Below are 16,178 nucleotides of genomic sequence, written 5' to 3'. Positions count from 1 at the left end.
AAGTGCGTCACGTTAGCGCTTGAGCGCGCGGCGCTACCGTTTGCGAACCGTTAGTTTTGAGTTAGAATCTCGTCAGGCTGGGAGAGCAAATGCAAAGTGGGGACAGCGTCGCTGCAAATAGAATCTCGCTCTTCGGCGGTTTTCGGATCGAAAATGAAACCGCCGGTCCGCTCTGGCTGACCGGGAAACGAGGCCCTGCAATCATCGCTTATCTGGCCCGGTGCCCGGGCATGGCGGCGACCCGGGAAAGGCTGGCAGACCTGCTATGGGGTGACAGCGATAGCGAACATTCGCGCAATAGTCTTCGGCAAACCCTCAGCGTCCTGCGCCGGGATCTGTCGCGGGTGGGTGTGGATCTTATCCATTCTCGCAGGGAGTTGATCGACCTCGGCCCGGACGCGGTCCGGGTTGACGTGGCGGAGTTCGAAGCGGGTCTCTCGGCCCGTTCCGCGCAGGAGCTCGAAAGGGCTCTGGCGAACTATACCGGGCCATTTCTCGACGGGTTTTATCTGGGCAGCAATGGGTTCGACGATTGGGCCGCATCGGAACGCGACAGGCTGCTCAGCCGCGCGCTTGAGTCCTTCGAAAGACTGGCCCGTCTTGTCGACGAAGAGACGGGACTTGCCCTGGCTGACCGGCTTCTGGCGATGGAGCCGACCAGGGAGGCTTCCTATCGGCTGAAAATAGAACTGCTCGTCGCCTGCGGCCAACGCGACAGGGCCATGCGGACCTACGAGACTTGCAGAAGCGTCTTGAAAAAGGAGTTCGGTGTCGACGTCAGCCCGGAGACACGGGCCTTCTGGCAATCCCTGCAGTCGGCGCCGGACAAGACATCAAACATGCAGCCGGCAAATGGTGTCCCGGCTGGCCAGCGCCTCGGGCGCCCAACCATCAGTGTTGCCGATTTCATTAATCTGACGGGAAAGCGGGGCGACGATTTTTTCGCGCGGGGACTCGTCCACGACATCACCACGGCGCTCTCCGAGGTAGCCGATTACGTCGTGCTCTCCGCACCCCTTCCAATGGATAAGAACGGCCCGGGCGAAGAAACCAAAACGCTGGGGATGGTTCGGGCGCGCTATGTGCTCAGTGGTAGCATCCAGCGGTCCGGCGATGGGTTGAGGGTGAACGTCCAGCTTGTCGACGCGGCCGGCGGCCACAACGTCTGGGCCCAGAAGTTCGACAGTCAGTCCAAAAACACGCTCGAGCTCCAGGACAGAATCGCGCAGTCGGTTGTTCTGGCGGTGATCCTCGAACTTCAACTGACCAACTGGAAAGTCCGCGACAAGAGCCCGCCCGGCCCCCCTGAGGTGCGCAGGTTGGTGAATGAAGCTCTCATGAAGTATTTCGAGATGACCAGCGACTCGCTGCTGGTTGGGATGGAGCTTGCCGAGAAGGCCCTTGCGATAGCCCCCGAGAACGCGCGTGCGAAGCGGACGCTGTCGATCGTTATATCCATGGGCGTGGCGTTTGGCGCCTTGCCTCGGGAGCACGGGCAGATCGAGCATGCGCTGGAGCTTGCGAAAGCCGCGGTGAGGGCAGTGCCCGACGACGAGATCGCCCGGTGTATCCTATCATTTGCCCTCGAGAGTTCCGGCCGTATCGACGAGGCGATCGCCGAATGCCAGCACGCGATCAGCCTCAACCCAAGCTATCCCAGTGGCCACGGCGATATCGCGATGCTCTTTGCCTTGCGCGGGCAGGTAAGCGAAGCGGTGCGCGAGGCCAACGAAGCGATTAGGCTAGGAACGCATGATGTCATCGACTTCTGGCGTCACCACAGTTTGGTTGTGGCGCTGTTCGCCGGCGGAGACGACCGGCGGGCACTCGAAGTGGCACGCAGGGTGGTCAGGACCAAGCCGGGCTTCGTTCGCGGCGCCCTCTATTGGGCCGCGACTGCCTCGGCAACGGGAAACAACGAGGAAGCGTCCCGCGCCATCCATCATTGCCTATCGCAACTTCCACATCTCAACCTGGGCAATGTCTGCCCTGGCTTCTTGCCGCGCTATGTGAAGGATGATCATCACTCCCGGTTCCTTGAAATGCTGTCGCGAGCCGGCCTTCCGAGTTCCTAGGGCATTCCGCGTTGGATGAAGGTGCCGGCCCGTAAGGATAGGGCAGGCGCATCAAAGGTGAACGAAAGCCGTGAGCGGCAGATGATCGGAAGCAACCCGCGACAGCGGGGTGTCGTGCGCTTCGACGGTCGAGATCATTCCGTGTCGATTGGCCATGATCCGGTCGAGCGCCAGCAGCGGAAGGCTCGATGGAAAGGTGGGGACTGCCGGTGGCAAGGGTCCAAAAGTCGTATGCAGCGTGTTCAGCGCGGAGCGGTTTCCCAGCCGCCATTCGTTCAGATCGCCGAGCAGCAGCGTCGGCCTTTCGTCGGCGCTGCTCATGATATCGAGCACGACGCGGGCCTGCTCGGAGCGCGAGCGGCGCAGCAGGCCGAGATGGGCCGCGATGACGCGCAGCGTCGGTTTCTCGTGGAGATCGATCTCGGCGACGAGCGCCCCACGTGGCTCAAGCCCCGGCAGCTTGATCTGGTGCACGTCGCGCACGGTACCGCGCTTGAACAAAAGCACATTGCCGTGCCAGCCATGTCCCTTGCCGTTTCCGGTAATCGGCACCGGCACCAGTCCCGTCTCCATTTCGAGGCGGGCAAGGTCGAGCAGCCCGGCACGATCACCAAAGCGGTTGTCGGCTTCCTGCAGGGCGATGACATCCGGGCCGATTTCCCGGATGACGCGGGCGGTGCGTTCGGGATCGAATTTCCGGTCGACGCCGATGCATTTGTGGACGTTATAGGAGGCGACCACCATTTCGGTGTCGTCAATCCGCCTGCGTTGCTCGGATTTTGCCTTCCGCGCATTTCTGCCGCGGATCGACACGAGCACGGTCTCCGGAAGGCTGCGTTCGTTTTTATGCATGCGCCTGCTGCTCTTGTTTCCTTGCTTCTATGCATGTCGCGCAAAAGTGTGCAGCGGTTTTGCGATAACGACATGCATAAAATAACGGCCTAAAGCGCGTCGCCGGACAAACGACGCACTTAGAGATAGGGCGATCCCAACCACAGCACACGGTCGAACAGGCGAATGATGAATGGTCGTGCTCGCAGGGCTTCAAGCGTTACCGGCACGGCGCAGGCGATCGCCGAAGCGATCCTCTCCTCGATCTCCAAAGCAAAGTCCGCGTCGAGAACCTCCATATCGATCTCGAAATTCAGCCTGAGCGACCGGGCATCAAGATTGGACGATCCAACATAGGCCCACACGCCATCGATCGACATCAACTTTGAATGGTCGAACGAGCCCTCGTGGCGCCACACGCGGCAATAGTGCTTCAGCACCTGGTCGAACTGGGCCGTCATCGCGTGGTCGACGAGGAAAAGGTTGTTCACGGCCGGCACGACGATATCGATTTCGACACCGCGCCGGCCGGCCGTCGTCAGCGCGCTGACCAGTTCCCGGTCTGGCAGGAAATAAGGCGACATGATGCGGATCGACTTGCGGGCAACGGAAAATGCCCCGATCAGCAATTTGTGGTTCGTTTCGTTGCTGGCATCCGGCCCCGTTGCCACGGCGCGCACCAGCACCGGCTGGCCGGGCGGCGGCGAGAGGTCTTCTATTTGCCAGATGTCGCCTTTCAGTGCCTCGTTGCCGGCGAAGCGCCAATCCTCGGCCGCAACCGAGAAAAGGTCAGCCACCACCGGCCCGGTGACCCGGAAATGCGTGTCCCTGGAGCTGTCGGAGCCCGCGAATTCGGCGGAAAAGCCCTTGCGGATGTTCATGCCTCCCGTGAACGCAACCATGCCATCGATGACCAGGATTTTCCTGTGGGTTCTCAAATTGGCATAGGGAAGTCTCAGGCCCACGACGATATTGCCGTTGAAAAGATCGACGGTGACGTTCGCCTCCTTGAGCTGCTTAAGGATGCTGGGGACCGAGTAGCGCACGCCGACGGCGTCGATCAGCACGCGCACGGTCACGCCGCGCCGGACGGCACGGCCAAGCGATTCGACGAAAAGCCGCCCGACGGCGTCATTGTCGAAGATGTAGGTTTCGAGAAGGACACTGCGCTCAGCATTGTCGATCGCCCGGCGCATCTCCGAATAGGCCTCATCGCCCGTCTTCAGGACCGAGATCGTGTTGCCATAAGTCAAAGGGCGCCGCGCCACTCTGTCGCCCAATGTCTTCAGTCCAGCAAACCGCTGGCCGTATTGTGCTGTGATCAATGCTTCCGTGGCGCTGTCGCGGTCGTGCATTGCCGAAGCCGCCTCGCCAGGAACGGGCCGCATGGCGCTGATCGTTGCGCGGCGAATTCGATTGATGCCGGCGATGGCATAGATGATTGCGCCAAGGAATGGCGAAAGCAGCATCACGCCCACCCACCCGGTGGCGGCGCGCACGTCTTCCTTCGTCATGACGGCATGGACGATGCCGACTGTCGCCATCGCCCCTGAAATGATCGCGACGATCTGGGGCCAGTGGGTCGCTAGGATCTGCAACATTGCCGAAACTATCCAGTCTGCGGCCGCAGAACGCAATGCATCTGCTTATGTCCGGTGTTGACGGGCTTGCATTGGGCTGTGCCCTGCGGCTCAGTGTCCAAGGGCCGGCCGCCTGTCGGTGGTCGTAGTTGGCGCATATGCCACTTCGCCCATTGCAGAAGCGGCAGCGGGACAATAGATGGTGCTGCAACGGCCGCTCCCATAGCCGGCTGAAAAAGCAGGATTGCTAGCATGATCGATACGCTCGATGCAGCGAAATTGACCGATCGCGTCGCGGCCCTGGTCGAGGCCGCCAAGCGGGCCGGCGCCGACGCCGCCGACGCGGTGGCAGTGCGCGGCCGCTCGACAGGCGTGTCGGTGCGGCTTGGCAAGGTCGAGGCCACCGAGGCGTCCGAGAGCGAGGATGTCTCGCTGCGCGTCTTCGTCGGCAAGCGGGTGGCGAGCGTGTCGGCGACGGCGGCATCGGATCCGAAGATGCTCGCCGAACGCGCCGTGGCGATGGCCAAGGTCTCGCCGGAAGATCCCTATCAGGGCCTCGCTGATCCGGCTTTGCTGGTCGACAAGCCGCGCGACCTCGATCTGTTTGACGCAACGGAAGTCTCCGCCGACCAGTTGAAGGAAGCTGCGCTCGCCGCGGAAGCCGCGGCCCTTGCCATCAAGGGCGTCACCAATTCGGCCGGCAGCGGCGCCAGCGCCGGGCTGGGTGGGCTGGTGCTGGCCACCTCGCACGGCTTCGTCGGCCAGTATGTCGCGTCGCGCTTTTCGCGCTCGACCAGCGTCATTGCCGGTGAGGGCACCGGCATGGAGCGCGACTATGAATTCTCCTCGCGCCAGCATTTCTCCGATCTCGACGCGCCGGAAGATATCGGCCGCAAGGCCGGCGAACGCGCCGCGCGGCGCATCGGCGCCCGCAAGGCGGCGACCGGGCCGGTCGACGTGGTGTTCGACCCGCGCGTCGCGCGCGGCATTGCCGGCCATCTCGCCGGCGCCATCAATGGCGCGTCCGTCGCGCGCAAGACCTCGTTCCTGCGCGACATGATGGGCAAACAGGTAGCGGCGGCGGCGATCACCGTCACCGACGAGCCGCTGCGGCGCCGCGGCCAGGCCTCGCGTCCGTTCGACGGCGAGGGCATCGAGGGTGAAAAGCTGTTCATGGTCGAGAGGGGCGTGCTCAACCACTGGTTCCTGTCGACCTCCGCCGCGCGCGAACTTGGTCTCGTCACCAATGGGCGCGGCTCGCGCAGTGGCTCCTCAGTCTCGCCGTCCTCGACCAATCTTGCCATCGAGCCGGGCGAACGTTCGCCGGAGGATCTGATCAAGTCGCTCAAATCAGGCTTCTACGTCACCGAAGTGTTCGGCCAGGGCGTCGACATGGTGACCGGCGAGTACAGCCGCGGCGCCTCCGGCTTCTGGATCGAGAATGGCGAGCTCACCTATCCGGTCGCCGAAGTGACCATCGCCTCGAACCTCAAGACCATGTTCCTCAACATGGTTCCCGCCAGCGATCTCGACCGCAATTTCGGCACTGCGGCACCGACGCTGCTGATCGAAGGAATGACCCTTGCCGGAGCTTGATCCGGTCATAGCGGTCGGTATCAGCGAGGACCTGCCGCTGCTGCGTGATGCCGCCCGCGAGGCCGGCGCCATCGCCATGCGCTATTTCGGCAAAAATCCGCAGGTTTGGATGAAGGGCGGCACCTCTCCGGTGAGCGAGGCCGACCATGCCGCCGACGCCTATCTACGCGAGACCCTTTTGGCGGCACGGCCGGACTATGGCTGGCTGTCGGAGGAAACGGCCGACGATCCGATAAGGCTTGTCGCGCGCCGCACCTTCGTTGTTGACCCGATCGACGGCACGCGCGGTTTCCTCGAAGGCCTTCGCTCCTGGTGCGTCAGCGTCGCCGTCGTCGAGGACGGCCGCACGCTGGCCGGCGTGCTCGAATGTCCGGCCAAGGATGAGACCTACTGGGCGCTACCAGGCCAGGGAGCATTCCGCAACGGCAAGCCCATTGCCGTGCGCGGCCCCACAGCCATGGTCGAGATCGGCGGGCTGAAGCAGCTGATCGACCTCATGCCTGCGGAATGGCAGAGCCGGCTGCAGCGCGCGCCCCATATTCCCTCGCTCGCCTACCGGCTGGCGATGGTCGCCAACGGCACACTCGACGCGACCTTCATCAAGCCCAACGCGCATGACTGGGATATCGCCGCTGCGGACCTTATCCTGCGCGAGGCCGGCGGCGCCTTGCTCGACCGGCACGGCCGTGCGCCGCTTTATGCCGGCGAGGTGATCCGCCACGGCGCGCTGGTCGCCGGCAGTGGCGAACTCCTTGCCGTGCTGGCTGGCGTGATTGCCGGGCTTGACGGCTGAACGGATATCAAAGGTTCCAAAGTCGACGGCTTTGGTCTAGACCTGTCACAAACTCACGATATGTGAAGGACCGAAATGACCGCGGAAGACGGAAAGAAGCAGCTTTTGCACCTGGTGTTCGGCGGCGAACTGAAGAAGCTGGGCGGGACCGAATTCCGCGATCTCGACGCGCTCGACATCGTCGGCATCTACCCGGACTATCAGTCCGCGCAGACGGCATGGAAAGCCAAGGCGCAGGCCAGCGTGGACAATGCCCATATGCGTTATTTCGTCGTTCACCTGCACCGGTTGCTCGACCCCGACAACAAGGCTGCCGGTTGACATCGATGGAGCATGAGGCTGTGAAAGGGCCGGCCACCAGGTCCGCGGTCAAAAGGCACCCCGGTGGCACGCCCAAGACGCTCTGGCGCAAGATTCGCGAACCTTTGGCGCAGTCGCGATTCGTCAAGGACGCCATCGCCAGCCTGTTTGCGCAGTTTGTCCGCCTGGTCCGCCTGACCAACCGTGTAGTCGACGGATCGGCCGAGATATCGGGCGGCTCCTATGCCGAGTTCGAACCCGGCATCATCGCGCTGTGGCACGGCCAGCACCTCCTGACCCCGGCCTATTACCCCAAGGGCCGGCCGCTGGTCGCCATGGTGTCGCGCAGCGCCGATGCCGAACTCAACGCGCTGATGATCGAGAAATTCGGCATCGAGGCGGTGCGCGGTTCCGGCGGGCGCGACAGCACCAAGCATCTCGACAAGGGCGGCGCCAAGGCGCTCATTGCCCTGAAAAAGTCGCTCACCGCCGGCAAGAACGTCGCCATGATTGCTGATATCCCCCACGGCACGCCGCGCGACGCGGGGCTCGGCATTGTTCTCCTGGCGCGGCTTTCGGGTCGGCCGATCCTGCCCGCCGCGATCGCCACCAGCCGCCGCAAGGTGTTGGAGAAGAGTTGGGACAAGACCACGATCAACCTGCCTTTCGGCCGCTCGTCGATCATCGTCGGCGCGCCTGTGTTCGTTCCAGCCGATGCCGATGAGGCCGAAATGGAACGCAAGCGCCAGGAGGTCACAGCCTCGCTCAATGCCGCGACCGCCGAGGCCTACCGTCTTGTGGATGGCCCGAAATGAGCGAGCGCTGGGCGCGCGCCTTCCTGACGGCATATCGTTTTGCGGGGGCCGTCGCCTATCCGCTGATCGGACCTTACGTCGCCTGGCGTACCTCCATGGGCAAGGAAGACCGCGTTCGGCGGCGCGAGCGCTACGGCATCGCCGGGCGGGAACGGCCCGACGGGCCGGTGATCTGGATCCATGCGGCGAGTGTCGGCGAGACGCTGGCCGTCATACCGCTGGTCAAGAGCATTCTCGATTATGGCGTCAACGTCGTGCTGACAACGGGCACGGTTACCTCGGCGCAGGTTGCCGATGAGCGGCTCGGCGACCGTATCATCCATCAATATGTGCCGCTCGACCTCAAGCCGGCTGTCAGCCGCTTCCTCGATCATTGGCAGCCAGACCTGGCGATCATCGCCGAATCGGAGATCTGGCCGATGACCATCCTGGAACTCGGCGCGCGCCGCGTGCCGCAGGTGCTGGTCAATGGCAGGCTGTCCGACCGCTCGTTCAAATCCTGGAAGAAACGCCCCAATATCGCCGAGGCGCTTTTCGAGAATCTTGCCCATGTCGTCGCCCAGTCGGATGTCGACGGCGAGCGCTTTCTCTCGCTCGGCGCCCGGCCTGTCACGGTATCCGGCAATCTCAAGGTCGACACCACGCCGCCGCCGGCCGATGAAAGGACGCTGTACGCGCTGAGGCGCCAGATCGGCACCCGCCCGACCTGGGCGGCGATATCGACCCATGACGGCGAGGAGGTGGTGGCCGCCGAGGTCCATGCGATGCTGCACAGACGTCATCGCGGTCTTTTGACGATCATCGTTCCGCGCCATCCCGATCGCGCCGAAGCCCTTGCCGCGCAGATTTCCGGCATGGGCCTGAAGCTCGTGCGTCGCAGCAAGGGTGACAAGATCACCGCCGATACCGATATTCTGCTTGGCGACACGATTGGCGAGATGGGGCTCTATCTCAGGCTGACGGAAATCGCCTTCGTCGGCCGTTCGCTTACCTCCGAGGGCGGCCAGAACCCGTTGGAGCCGGCCATGCTCGAGACGGCAGTGCTGGCCGGCCGCAATGTCCAGAATTTTCGCGAGGCCTATCAGCGCCTGCTCGACAGCGGCGGCGCCAAACTGGTGCGCGACCGCGACATGCTGGCCGGCGCCGTCAACTTCCTTTTGACCAACGAGGCGGCGCGCCACGAGATGATGGCGGCGGGTGCGGCGACCGTCGACGAGATGCGCGGCGCGCTGGCGCATACGCTGAGGTCGCTCGAACCCTACATCCAGCCGCTGGTCGTCAAATCGCGCCTGAAGGGCGCCGACGGGAGGTAGGTCGTCGTGGGCCTATCCACATGACCTCGGAAGCACCGCCCTTCTGGTGGGAGGAACCGGACTGGCGGGTGCTGGCGCTGTCGCCGCTGTCGGCGATCTATGCGCGCGTCGCCGGCCGCCGCATGCGGCACGCCGCGCGTGAAAAGGTCGAAGCGCCGGTGCTGTGCGTCGGCAACTTCACCGTCGGCGGCACCGGCAAGACGCCGGTGGCGATCGCGCTGGCAAGACAAGCCAGGCGCATGCAGCTCAATCCCGGTTTCCTGTCGCGCGGCCATGGCGGTTCCTTTGCTCAGCCGCATGCCGTCGATCCGCATCACGATGCCGCCAAGCATGTCGGCGACGAGCCGCTGCTTCTGGCCGAGCACGCGCCAGTGGCGGTGACGCCGAACCGCGCTGCCGGCGCCAGGCTCTTGCTGGAAAAGCATGGCTGCGACTTCCTGATCATGGACGACGGATTCCAGAGCGCGCGCATCCATATCGACTATGCGCTGGTCGTCGTCGACGCGCGCTACGGCGTCGGCAACGGCCATGTCATTCCGGGCGGGCCGCTCAGGGCAAACATCGTCGACCAATTGGTCTTCACCAGCGGGCTCCTCAAAATGGGCGAGGGGGCCGGAGCCGATGCGGTCGTGCGCCAGGCGGCGCGTGCCGGCCGGCCGATCTTCGAGGCCTATACGAGGCCAAGCCGCAAGGCGGGGCTGGCCGGCAAGCGATTTCTGGCTTTTGCCGGCATTGGTCATCCCGACAAGTTCTTCGACACGGTCCGTGAAGCCGGCGGCGAGGTGGCGCTGACCCGGTCGTTTCCGGACCATCATTTCTATGGCGGGGACGAACTTGCCGAACTGGCGACGACGGCACGTCGCGCCGGTCTTGGTCTCATCACCACCGCCAAGGACGCCGCCCGGCTGCGCCATGACGCGGCGTCAGCCGATTTCCTTGGGCAACTCGACGTGCTGGAGATCGACACCGTGTTCGAGCCCGAGCACGTGCCCGGCCGCATCATCGACGAGACGCTGGATGCCTGGCGGCAGCGCAAGCTGAAAGGTTAAACCGGCCGGAAAGGCTCGATCCGCGACTAGCGCCGGCTGCGCAGTTCCGGATGCGCCTCGATTTCGCGGCGCAGCGAAGCGATCGCGCTCACATAAGGTTCCTGCCTGGCGACGCTCCAATATTTGAGCTCATCCAGCGGAATGCTCTCACCGGTCACCGCGCAGCGCACGAAGGCGCCAGGACTGGTCACCTGGAAGTCGCCGTCGAGATAGCGGATACGCGCTTCCTTGCCGCCGGGGCCTTCGAAACGGTTCATCATGGGGTGGTGCCGAAATTCATGACGATGTCATCGCCATAAATCCCGGCGAGGTCAAGCTTGGAGCGAATTGAAACCAGGCTTGGTCACGTCTGCTTCGCGGGCGCGCCAGGTCGGGCAAGCCGGCAAATGGATGTGTTATCCTTCGGCTACGATAAAATCCTCAATCTTTTCGGCAGAAACCCCTGCCTGGGTTGCAATGCGGCGGGCGAGGTCTGCCGCCGCGGCGCGCGGTCGTCCCAGCGGCCGATCGAGCCAGTAGGATATCGGGCTCAGCACGCTGCGTTCGTCGGCTGTGACAATGCGGCCCGACTTCAATTGATCCACTGTCATCGGTGGCCTTGCCAGCGCGATGCCGAGCCCGTGGGCTGCCGCATCGAGCACCAGATTATAATCCTCGAAGCGGCGGTCCTGTGGGCGCGGACGGTAGTCCATGTCCTGCGCTGCAAACCAGGCACGCCAGGCCGAAGCGTCGGAATCATTGATCAGCGGAAATTTGAGCAGACGGGCAGGGTCGCCGCGGCCGATCTCCTTGGCGAGCTCCGGAGAGGCGACGGGGAAAACATGTTCCTCGAAGAGCTGCACCGAGACGCGGCCCGGAATGCGGCCGCGCCCGCAGCGGACCGAAAGATCGATGCCTTCGTCGGCGAGATCGGCCTGGCGGTTGTCGACATCGAGCACGATGCGCAGCTTGCCGGGATTGTTCTCAAGCGCGGCCATGCGCGGCATCAGCCACAGGCCACTGACGGAGGGTATCGAGGCCAGCCGCACCACTGCGGTGCCGCGCGGCTCGATCCAGCGGTCCGAATTGCTTGCGATCAGCGCAAAGGCTTCGGTGGTGCGCAGATGCAAGCGCGTTCCCTCGATGGTGAGTGAAACCCCGCGCGCGCCACGGTCGAACACTTTCAGCCCGAGCCAGTCCTCAAGCTTGGCGATCTGCCGGCTGACGGCGCCATGGGTGAGGTTGAGCTTTTCAGCGGCGGCGGAAAAACTCCCAGTTCGCGCCGCGGCGTCGAATGCGCGCAAGGTCTCGAGCGGCAGCATCGGTTCTGAGCTGTGATCCATACTCACAGGTGGCTCTCGATTTGGTCGTTTGTCAACCGCCTCTGAATGGCGTTTTCTCTCTTCATGGCATCGAAGAGCGAGGACAGCGAGATGAGCGTCTACACCGGCACGTTGAATCCGACACAGCGCATGGATACCACAGCGGCCATCGCGGTGGCGCTCACGGTGGTCGGCTGGGCCTCCGCTTTCCCGGCCATCCGCGCCGGTCTCGCCGCCTTCGATCCGCTGGAACTCGGCGCGCTGCGCTTTGCCATCGCCGCCGTGCCAGCCGCGATCTTCCTTGCCGTCAAGCGCCCGGCTTTGCCAAGGGTCGACGAATTGTGGCGCTTTGCCTTCGGTGGCGCCATCTTCGTCGCGCTCTATACGGCAATGCTCAATTTCGGCGAGTTGACCGTATCGGCGGGTGCGGCCGGCTTCATCATCAATGTCAGCCCGATCTTCACCGCCATCATGGCGATGGCACTGCTTGGCGAGCGCTTCTCAACGATGGCCTGGGCAGGCACGGCCATCTCCTTCGCCGGCATCGGCATCATCGCCATGGGCGAGGGGCAGGGCCTGCACTTCAACACTGGCGCGCTGCTGGTGCTGGGCTCGGCGCTCTGCTCAGCTGTCAATACCATCGCCCAGAAGCCACTGTTTGTCCGCCATCACCCGCTGACCATCGCCGCCTCCAACATGGTGCTCGGCGCGCTCTGCCTGTCGCCCTTCCTGCCAAACGCACTGTCTCAGGCAGCGGTCGCCGACACCGCCGGTCTCGGCGCTGTCATCTTTCTCGGCATCGTGCCGAGCCTGATCGCCTACGCCGCCTGGGCAACCGCCCTGTCGCGCCTGCCTGCCGCCCGCGCCTCCAACTTCCTCTATCTGGTTTCGCCGGTGGCCACGCTGATTGGCTTCTTCTGGCTGGGCGAGGTGCCGACATTGCTCGGCATCATCGGCGGCGCGCTGGCGCTCGGCGGCGTCATCGTGGTGAATTTGAAGAGGTGAATCAGAGGCTTGGAAGGCTTTCTTGAATCAAAGCGGCTGCCCGGGTCAGGATGTTGGTTGGCGGGCAAGCGAGCTTACGAAGTCTGAAATCTCACGGCTGCCACGCAATCTCATCACCGGCACCAGCGGTCCTGTCGCCAGACGCTCCTGCTCGATGAGCGGTCGACTGTCATGATCGAAATTCCAGATATAATGCAGAAAAGACAAAAACTCTTTGTCCAACCTCTCACGGCATCCGGCCGCAAGATCAGGCCGAGGCCGGTTCATTGCGCTGCGCAATATGACCCGGCTCAAACAGATTGTGCGAGAGGTATCGAGCCAAACAACGAGATCAGCTCGGGGCAGCCTCAGATCAAAAGTCTGCCGAAAATAGTTTCCCTCGCACACCCAGCCGTCACCGGAGATAGCCTCGCTGACGCGTGCACGAAAGACCTCATTTTGAGGTTTGCTCCAGCCCGGCCCCCAGAACAGTTTGTCCAAATGCACGACCGGCAATTTCAGCCGTTCGCCCACTTCTCTTGCTAGGGTTGATTTGCCGCTTCCAGCATTTCCGAGAATTACGATCCGTTGCACAAGCGACCTCGGAAAGCGGCGAAGAGGGTACAGGGACAGCCTTACCGCCGCCCAAACAGCCGCTCGATATCGGCAAGCTTGAGTTCAATATACGTCGGGCGGCCATGGTTGCAGGTGCCGGAGCCCGGCGTCGCCTCCATCTGTCTGAGCAGGGCGTTCATCTCCTCGGCCTTGAGCAGGCGGCCGGAACGCACCGAGCCGTGGCAGGCCATGGTCGCGGCGATCCTGTCCAGCCGGCCTTTGAGCGTCTCGACCGTGTCGTTGTCGGCGATCTCGTCGGCGAGGTCGCGCACCAATTGCTGGACATTGGTTTCGCCGAGCATTGACGGCGTCTCGCGCACGGCCACCGCACCTGGGCCGAAGCGCTCGATGCCGAGGCCAAAGCGGGCGAGCGTTTCGGAATGCATGGCAAGCCGCTCGGCATCCTCTTCCGGCAGGTCGACGATCTCAGGCAAAAGCAGCATCTGTGACGGCACCGCGCGCGAATGCAGCGCGTTCTTCAGCGCCTCGTAGACCAGCCGCTCATGCGCGGCGTGCTGGTCGACGATAACCAGCGAATCTCTGGTCTGGGCGACGATGTAGTTCTCGTGCACCTGCGCGCGGGCAGCACCGAGCGCCGTGCCAAGCAGCGTCTGCGTGGCTTCGTCCTGGCCGGCGCGGACATCGGCGCTGTGTAGCGGCCCGGCATCGAAGGCAGGCTGATCGTTCTCGCGAAATCCGCCACTTCCGGCGCTGTCCAACCCCATGTCGAGCGGCCGCTGCGGCGAGCGATCGAAACCGGTGAAGCCGGAGGCACGGTAGGCCGCCTCGTAGCTGCGATGGCCATTGGCCGGGCCGGGATGCGCGTAGCTGCCAGCGCCCGGACGGAACGCCGCCATCATGCCGGCAGCCCCCGTTGTGGCAGCGCGAATGCCGGCATTGGCCAGCGCCTCGCGGATGGCGCCGACGATCAGCCCGCGCACCAGTCCGGGGTCACGGAAGCGGACATCGGCCTTGGCCGGATGGACATTGACGTCGACAATAGCCGGATCGAGCGTCAGGAACAGCACGGTCACCGCATGGCGGTCGCGCGGCAGCACGTCGGCGAAGGCGCCACGGATGGCGCCGGCGATCAGCCTGTCGCGCACCGGCCTACCATTGACATAGGCATATTGCTGCAGCGCGTTGGCGCGGCTGAAGGACGGGATCGAGACGTGGCCGGCAAGATGCACGCCATCACGCACCGCATCGATGGCGATCGCATTGTCGGGAAAGTCGGCGCCCATTACTTGAGCGACGCGGCGCAAGCGGCCTTCCGCGCTGTTGTCCGTCGCCACCAATTCGAGCGTCGAGCGGTCCGAACCGGCCAGCGTGAAGCGCACAGCAGGAAAGGCAATCGCAATGCGCTTGACGACGTCGCTGGTCGCCGAGCTTTCGGCGCGCTCGCCCTTCATGAATTTGAGCCGTGCCGGCGTGGCGAAGAACAGGTCGCGCACCTCGACCGTGGTGCCACGATTGGCGGCCGCTGGCTTGACGGCGGACACGCGGCCGCCCTCGATGCTGATCTCGGCGGCATTGTCGCCGAGAGCCGTGCGCGAGCGGATCGACAGCCGCGCCACCGAACCGATCGATGGCAAGGCCTCGCCGCGAAAGCCGAGCGAGCGGATGTCGTGAATGTTGTCGGCAAGCTTCGAAGTGCAATGGCGCGCGATCGCCAGCGCCAGCTCTTTCTCCGGAATGCCGGAGCCGTCGTCGGTGACGCGGATCAGGTTCAGCCCACCGCCGGCGGTGACGATCTCGACTCTGGCAGCTCCCGCATCGAGCGCGTTCTCGACCAGTTCCTTGACCACACTCGCCGGACGCTCGATGACTTCGCCGGCGGCGATCTGGTTGATCATCGTTTCGGAAAGCTGGCGGATGGGCATGAAGGCACTATACGCGGATTCGTGGCTCATGCGGGAGGGGTAGAATTTGAGGCAATGGTTCACGCCTGCGCGGCAAGCCAATCCCTTACCTTGCGGGCATTGTCGCTGAGTTCGCGGTTCTTTGGCCAGATGATATGGAAACGCGTGCCGGTTCTCATCACATGGCTGGTGGCGCTCACCAGCAGGCCCGACGCCAGCAGCCGCTCGGCAAGATGCCGCCAGCCAAGCGCGATGCCTTGCCCCTCCATCACGGCCTGGATCACCAGCGCATAGTCGTTGATGCGCAAGCCGCGCCCGGCGTCAGCCTGCTTCATGCTGGCCCCGGCTGACGCGAACCACTCCTCCCAGCTCGCAGCCTCGCGAAACGGCTCCTCAAGATGGATGAGGCGATGTGACGCCAATTCCTCGACGGTCTGCGGCAGGCCGAACTTCGCCACATAGCTGGCGCCGGCGACCGGGAAGATCTCCTCGTCGGCGAGCGGCAGGCAATGATAATCCGGCCACTCCCGGGGCTCGCCACCGCGCACGGCGAGCGGGATGCCCTCGGCGATGATGTCGAGATCGCGGTCGGCGGTCTGGATGCGCAGGTCGATGCCCGGCAGTTCGTCACGGAACTGCTGCAGGCGCGGCATCATCCAGAAGGAGCCGAAAGCGGTCGACGCGGCAAGCGTCACATGGCCGCCGCTCGCCTGCTGGCGCAGGTCTTCGGCCGACTTGCGAATGTGCGAGAGGCCGAGCGAGACATCGGCATGGAAGCGCTCTCCGGCCTCGGTCAGGCTGACCTGCCGGTGGCGCCGCTGGAACAGCTTGGCGCCGAGCTTTTCCTCCAGCCCGCGCACTGCATAGGAGACGGCGGCCTGCGTCATGCCGAGCTCGCGCCCGGCGGCGGTAAAGCTCGACAGCCGCCCGGCCGCCTCGAAGACGATCAGACTGCCAGCCGAGGGTAAGAGGTGGCGCAGGCTTCGCATAAGTGGAGCTTATACAAAAGATCAGGATTTTCCAGCGTCACAGTCATATTTCGTCTCGCTAAGTTGACGGGCTCT

General features: G+C 63.9%; 15 protein-coding genes. 8 read left to right on the top strand and 7 right to left on the bottom strand.

Annotated elements, in window-relative coordinates; all coding sequences use genetic code 11:
- Positions 1–89: 89 nt before the first annotated feature.
- Positions 90–2,075, top strand: coding sequence for a BTAD domain-containing putative transcriptional regulator (locus OHD62_RS20020; protein WP_263785234.1), 1,986 nt, complete (start codon positions 90–92; stop codon positions 2,073–2,075).
- A 51-nt stretch (positions 2,076–2,126) separates the two neighbouring features.
- Here the strand turns inward: OHD62_RS20020 and OHD62_RS20015 are convergent, their stop codons facing one another.
- Positions 2,127–2,927: an endonuclease/exonuclease/phosphatase family protein gene (locus OHD62_RS20015; RefSeq protein ID WP_263785233.1), complete on the bottom strand. Its 801-nt coding sequence runs from the start codon at positions 2,925–2,927 to the stop codon at positions 2,127–2,129.
- Positions 2,928–3,046: 119 nt separating this feature from the next.
- Positions 3,047–4,507 carry a phospholipase D-like domain-containing protein gene (locus tag OHD62_RS20010; RefSeq protein WP_263785229.1) on the bottom strand — a complete coding sequence of 487 codons (1,461 nt, stop codon included), beginning with the start codon at positions 4,505–4,507 and terminating at the stop codon, positions 3,047–3,049.
- Positions 4,508–4,738: 231 nt separating this feature from the next.
- Here OHD62_RS20010 and OHD62_RS20005 point away from each other — a divergent pair, with 231 nt between their 5' ends.
- From OHD62_RS20005 to lpxK, 6 genes are all read left to right on the top strand, one after another.
- Entirely contained in the window at positions 4,739–6,082 is a 1,344-nt protein-coding gene (locus OHD62_RS20005) for a TldD/PmbA family protein (RefSeq protein ID WP_263785227.1), read from the top strand.
- A complete protein-coding gene (locus OHD62_RS20000) occupies positions 6,069–6,875 on the top strand; it encodes a 3'(2'),5'-bisphosphate nucleotidase CysQ (protein ID WP_263785225.1) in 807 nt (268 codons plus the stop codon). The genes OHD62_RS20005 and OHD62_RS20000 overlap by 14 nt, the downstream gene beginning before the upstream one ends.
- Before the next feature lie 75 nt (positions 6,876–6,950).
- Entirely contained in the window at positions 6,951–7,196 is a 246-nt protein-coding gene (locus OHD62_RS19995; protein WP_006332234.1) for a DUF4170 domain-containing protein, read from the top strand.
- Between the two features lie 5 nt (positions 7,197–7,201).
- Positions 7,202–7,990, top strand: a complete 789-nt coding sequence (locus OHD62_RS19990; protein WP_263785214.1) for a lysophospholipid acyltransferase family protein — start codon at positions 7,202–7,204, stop codon at positions 7,988–7,990.
- Entirely contained in the window at positions 7,987–9,303 is a 1,317-nt protein-coding gene (waaA, locus tag OHD62_RS19985) for a lipid IV(A) 3-deoxy-D-manno-octulosonic acid transferase (protein ID WP_263785211.1), read from the top strand. Before OHD62_RS19990 ends, waaA begins: the two co-directional genes overlap by 4 nt.
- A gap of 20 nt (positions 9,304–9,323) precedes the next feature.
- A complete protein-coding gene (gene lpxK, locus OHD62_RS19980; RefSeq protein ID WP_263785208.1) occupies positions 9,324–10,352 on the top strand; it encodes a tetraacyldisaccharide 4'-kinase in 1,029 nt (342 codons plus the stop codon).
- Positions 10,353–10,378: 26 nt separating this feature from the next.
- Here lpxK and OHD62_RS19975 read toward each other — a convergent pair whose 3' ends face one another.
- Both OHD62_RS19975 and OHD62_RS19970 read right to left on the bottom strand, forming a co-directional pair.
- A complete protein-coding gene (locus OHD62_RS19975; protein WP_107647239.1) occupies positions 10,379–10,612 on the bottom strand; it encodes a DUF2093 domain-containing protein in 234 nt (77 codons plus the stop codon).
- 135 nt (positions 10,613–10,747) lie between these two features.
- Positions 10,748–11,674 carry a LysR substrate-binding domain-containing protein gene (locus tag OHD62_RS19970; RefSeq protein ID WP_263785203.1) on the bottom strand — a complete coding sequence of 309 codons (927 nt, stop codon included), beginning with the start codon at positions 11,672–11,674 and terminating at the stop codon, positions 10,748–10,750.
- A gap of 90 nt (positions 11,675–11,764) precedes the next feature.
- Between OHD62_RS19970 and OHD62_RS19965 the strand changes: the two genes are divergently transcribed.
- Positions 11,765–12,658 (top strand): DMT family transporter, encoded by an 894-nt coding sequence (locus OHD62_RS19965; protein ID WP_263785200.1) that lies wholly within the window; start codon positions 11,765–11,767, stop codon positions 12,656–12,658.
- A gap of 45 nt (positions 12,659–12,703) precedes the next feature.
- Here the strand turns inward: OHD62_RS19965 and OHD62_RS19960 are convergent, their stop codons facing one another.
- From OHD62_RS19960 to OHD62_RS19950, 3 genes are all read right to left on the bottom strand, one after another.
- On the bottom strand, positions 12,704–13,171 hold the full coding sequence (locus tag OHD62_RS19960) for an AAA family ATPase (RefSeq protein ID WP_263785198.1): 468 nt from the start codon (positions 13,169–13,171) through the stop codon (positions 12,704–12,706).
- Positions 13,172–13,272: 101 nt separating this feature from the next.
- A complete protein-coding gene (gene mutL / locus OHD62_RS19955) occupies positions 13,273–15,135 on the bottom strand; it encodes a DNA mismatch repair endonuclease MutL (RefSeq protein WP_263785196.1) in 1,863 nt (620 codons plus the stop codon).
- Positions 15,136–15,194: 59 nt separating this feature from the next.
- The gene (locus OHD62_RS19950) at positions 15,195–16,103 is read right to left on the bottom strand and encodes a LysR substrate-binding domain-containing protein (protein ID WP_263785194.1); all 909 of its coding nucleotides are present in this window, start codon (positions 16,101–16,103) and stop codon (positions 15,195–15,197) included.
- Positions 16,104–16,178: the final 75 nt, after the last annotated feature.

The organism is Mesorhizobium sp. YC-39 (assembly GCF_025753795.1).
Classification (GTDB): Bacteria; Pseudomonadota; Alphaproteobacteria; order Rhizobiales; family Rhizobiaceae; genus Mesorhizobium.
This window is presented reverse-complemented; position numbering and strand designations above follow the sequence as displayed.